Source organism: Ruminococcus difficilis (assembly GCF_016680995.1).
Map to the genome: position 1 here is coordinate 1 of NZ_JAEQMG010000022.1, position 3362 is coordinate 3362.

At 46.0% G+C, this 3362-nt stretch carries 4 protein-coding genes; all 4 read right to left on the bottom strand.

All coding sequences use genetic code 11. From position 1 onward, the window contains the following. The coding region (locus JKK62_RS01275; RefSeq protein ID WP_201426606.1) for a plasmid recombination protein at positions 1–763 on the bottom strand (763 nt) is incomplete at its 3' end. Positions 764–1047: 284 nt separating this feature from the next. Beyond that, positions 1048–2178, bottom strand: coding sequence for a helicase RepA family protein (locus tag JKK62_RS01280; RefSeq protein ID WP_201426607.1), 1131 nt, complete (start codon positions 2176–2178; stop codon positions 1048–1050). A gap of 2 nt (positions 2179–2180) precedes the next feature. After that, positions 2181–2501 carry a plasmid mobilization protein gene (locus JKK62_RS01285; protein WP_138157603.1) on the bottom strand — a complete coding sequence of 107 codons (321 nt, stop codon included), beginning with the start codon at positions 2499–2501 and terminating at the stop codon, positions 2181–2183. Between the two features lie 3 nt (positions 2502–2504). Further along, a partial coding sequence (locus JKK62_RS01290) for a tyrosine-type recombinase/integrase (RefSeq protein WP_201426608.1) occupies positions 2505–3362 on the bottom strand: 858 nt, incomplete at its 5' end.

Genomic DNA, 3362 nt, shown 5'->3' on the forward strand with positions numbered 1-3362 from the left:
TTGCTTCTTTGATTTTTTCAGCCGTCGCTTTCAGCCCTTTGACCTCTAATTGCTTTTCCTCAATCTCCCGGTCGAGCTCGGCGACCTCTTTGGCTCGCTCCTGCTTTTTGTAATCAAGGACGGACAGGTGCTGCTCGTGGGTACCCTTCTGTTCCCACTCGATACCGTGCCGCTCCATAATCTGAGCGAGGACTTTCTTTTCGGAAAGTATCCAGCGATTCCACTCTGTATCACCCCGACCATTTCCCTTGAAGCCCTGATTGGCAAGTGCCTGTTTCAGCGAAACTCTTGTTTCCAAACCTCGCTTGCTTCCGGTTGTGAACGGGACAAAGTCGATATGGATATGCGGCGTCGCTTCGTCCATATGAAGGTGAGCAGAGAACACTCTCAGGTAAGGATTCCGTTCTTGAAAGCCCCGATAGTATTCGTCGAGGACTGTCCTCGCAAGCTCAGCGTGCTCTCCTGTCGCTGACATATCGTCCTTGTTGCCGATTTGGAAGATGATCTCGTGGAACAGCTTTTCCTGCTTTCCGGACTCGATATGCTTATAGTAATCGGGTATCTTTCTGTCCTTGCGTTTCTGCTTATCGTTGTACTGTTTCAGAGCTTCATCAAACATTTCGTGATACACTTTCTTGATGGGCTCGTTGCAGTAATCTATATTTAAATGGGTACGCTCGCTGTCCACGTTCTCCGCTGTGAAGCTGCGGCTGTTATGTGTCACGGAGCCTTTACCCACCATTGCGCTGATTGTTCTTTTCATTTATCTACCTCAAATCTATATAAAAATATTGTTATCTCACTGATTTATCTCTAACTCAGGTTCTGTTACTCTTGCCAAGAGTAACGCAAAAGCACTTTTGACAGCAGGGCTATCAAAAATGCAACCTGCGAGCAGGTTTTGCGCTCTTCGAGGAGCAGGGCAGCCCTTTGAAAAGGGCTCCCTGCACCCCGCCTAAACTTTAGTGCGTGACGATCCGTGACGATGGTGACGATGTTTTTGACACAGCGCTATCTCTAAAAGACCGTCACGGTCGTCGCACATCGTCACGCCGACGAAGCATTCGCTTGCTGTTCACGGTGAAGCGTGATTACCCTGCCGCTATGAGTATGCCTGTTAGAATAACGGATACCATATTCATTGAATAGCCTTGCGGCATTGATATTAAGCTTTAGCGACAAAGCGTTTGGTTTCATATCTACGCCGAGCCAACTGACCAGCTCTGTCGGTGAGCCTTGCCAAGCAGGACTGCTCTCAGAAAACTTTTGAGAGATAACTTGGAGCAACGGCTCCGGCGGCTCTTTCCATAATTCGGTTTCCGTCCTGTCGAGCTCCCATATCAGATTATCGGGATTGCGGTTAAGGTATAGCTTCTGATCCTGTTGGTCTCTGCCGGATATTTCAAGCGTAGCTGCGTTTGCAGTCCGCTTTTCTTTTTGCAGAACAAACGCCCCGTCGGCAGCGCCGAGCAAGCCGTTGGTTCCCGAAATCATATCAAAGCTGTCATCAGACTTTTGCTTGCGTGTATGATGAACGAGTATCATACAGATTTTGTTATTGTCGGCAAACCTTTTCAGCCTGCTGATAATCTCATAATCATTCGAGTAGCTGTAATCAGAGCTTACCTCACGCACCTTTTGCAAAGTGTCAATGATTATGAGCTTGGTGTCGGCGTGCTTCGTGATAAAACTCTCCAACTGTTTGTCCAAGCCGTCATTCAACTGACTTGCCGAAACGGATAAGTACAGATTGTCGGCGCTGTCAGTACCAAACATCTGATACAACCGCTTTTGCAAGCGACTGTAATCATCTTCGAGGGCAAGGTAAAGCACCGTACCTTTGTTTACCTTGTAATTCCAAATCGGCGTTCCGGTGCTGATATGATAAGCAAGCTGCGCCATCAAAAAGCTCTTGCCGATTTTCGGTGAACCGACAAACAGATACAGTCCGCTGTACAGCAGACCGTCAACGATTGGTGGTCTGTTTTCATATACAGTGTCGTACAACTCAGTCATAGAAACGGTGTGCAGATAATTTTCATCAAAACAATTTAAGTCCAAACTATTGAAATCAGACAAATCATCTGCTATACTTGTATCAAGATATTTTGTTGATGACTGCTCATCACCTGCGCCAACAGGTGTGTTGTGAGCGGTCATTTCATTTTTACAACTCATTTTCATTCCCCCTTCATTCCGCCGAGGGTAACGGCAATCAGGTTGAGCGTATCGAGTATTTCATCTGAAACCGCTCCGCCATTGCTGATACGCCGCAGCTCCCCGTAAATATCTTGCATTTGATTTTTGAGAGCCTTATACACTCTCGGATTACCCTGCACGATAATATCACGCTGCAAAGTGCGCTCAATGAGGTAATCTTGCTTGCTTAAGCCTGACAGAGCGACGATTTTTTCAAAATGCTCCCATTCTTCCGGCGATACTCTGAACGCCACTGTCTTACTGCGCCAGCGGTTGTGGCGGTCTAAATTTTTTGCTGACATATTTTAACCTGCCTTTCCGAGATCATTAAGCCTATCTGCCATATCCTTTTGCTTGGACGGGAACAAGTGTGCATAGCGATAAGTAACATCTATGCTTTCGTGTCCCAGCCTATCGGCAATGGCTAAAGCTGAAAAGCCCATTTCAATCAACAAAGAAACGTGTGAATGTCTGAGGTCGTGTATTCTGATACGCTTAACCCCGGCTTGCTTCGCTCCTCTGTCCATCTCGTGATGAAGATAGCTTTTTGAAATCGGGAATATACGATCGTCTTCGCCACGGCTGTAAAACATTGATAAATAGTCCTGCATTTCTTCACAAAGGAAATCAGGCATATTTATCGTGCGATTGCTCTTTTTGGTTTTCGGTGACGTGATAATGTCCTTACCTGCCAAATGCTGAAATGATTTGTTGATGGTGACTGTTTGAGCTTTGAAATCAAAATCCGCCGGTGTGAGAGCTAACAACTCACCCAATCGGATGCCTGTCCAATACAGCATCTCAAATGCATAGTATGAAACAGTCTTGTCCATCATCGCTTCCGAGAAGCTTTTATATTCTTCAAGCGTCCAAAACTTCATCTCCTTGCTTTCCTTTTCACCCATATTTCCTGCGATGGACGCAGGATTGGTACGCAAGCCGTAGTATCGCACAGCGTGATTGAACATAGCGCTGAGCTGATTGTGAACGGTACGGAGATACGTCTTGGAATATAGCTTCCCGTGCTTATTTTTGAGCGTCCTTATCTTGTTTTGCCATTCAATCACGTCCGTTGCGGATATGTCACAGAGCTTTCTATCCTTGAAATAAGGAATAATTTTACCCTCGATAATGTTTTCCTTTGTCTGCCAAGTGTTTTCTTT

Bases quoted from the DNA above. Each gene is read 5' to 3' on its own strand.
- JKK62_RS01285 (WP_138157603.1), bottom strand. From the start codon at position 2,501: ATGTCAGCAAAAAATTTAGACCGCCACAACCGCTGGCGCAGTAAGACA.
- JKK62_RS01280 (WP_201426607.1), bottom strand. From the start codon at position 2,178: ATGAGTTGTAAAAATGAAATGACCGCTCACAACACACCTGTTGGCGCA.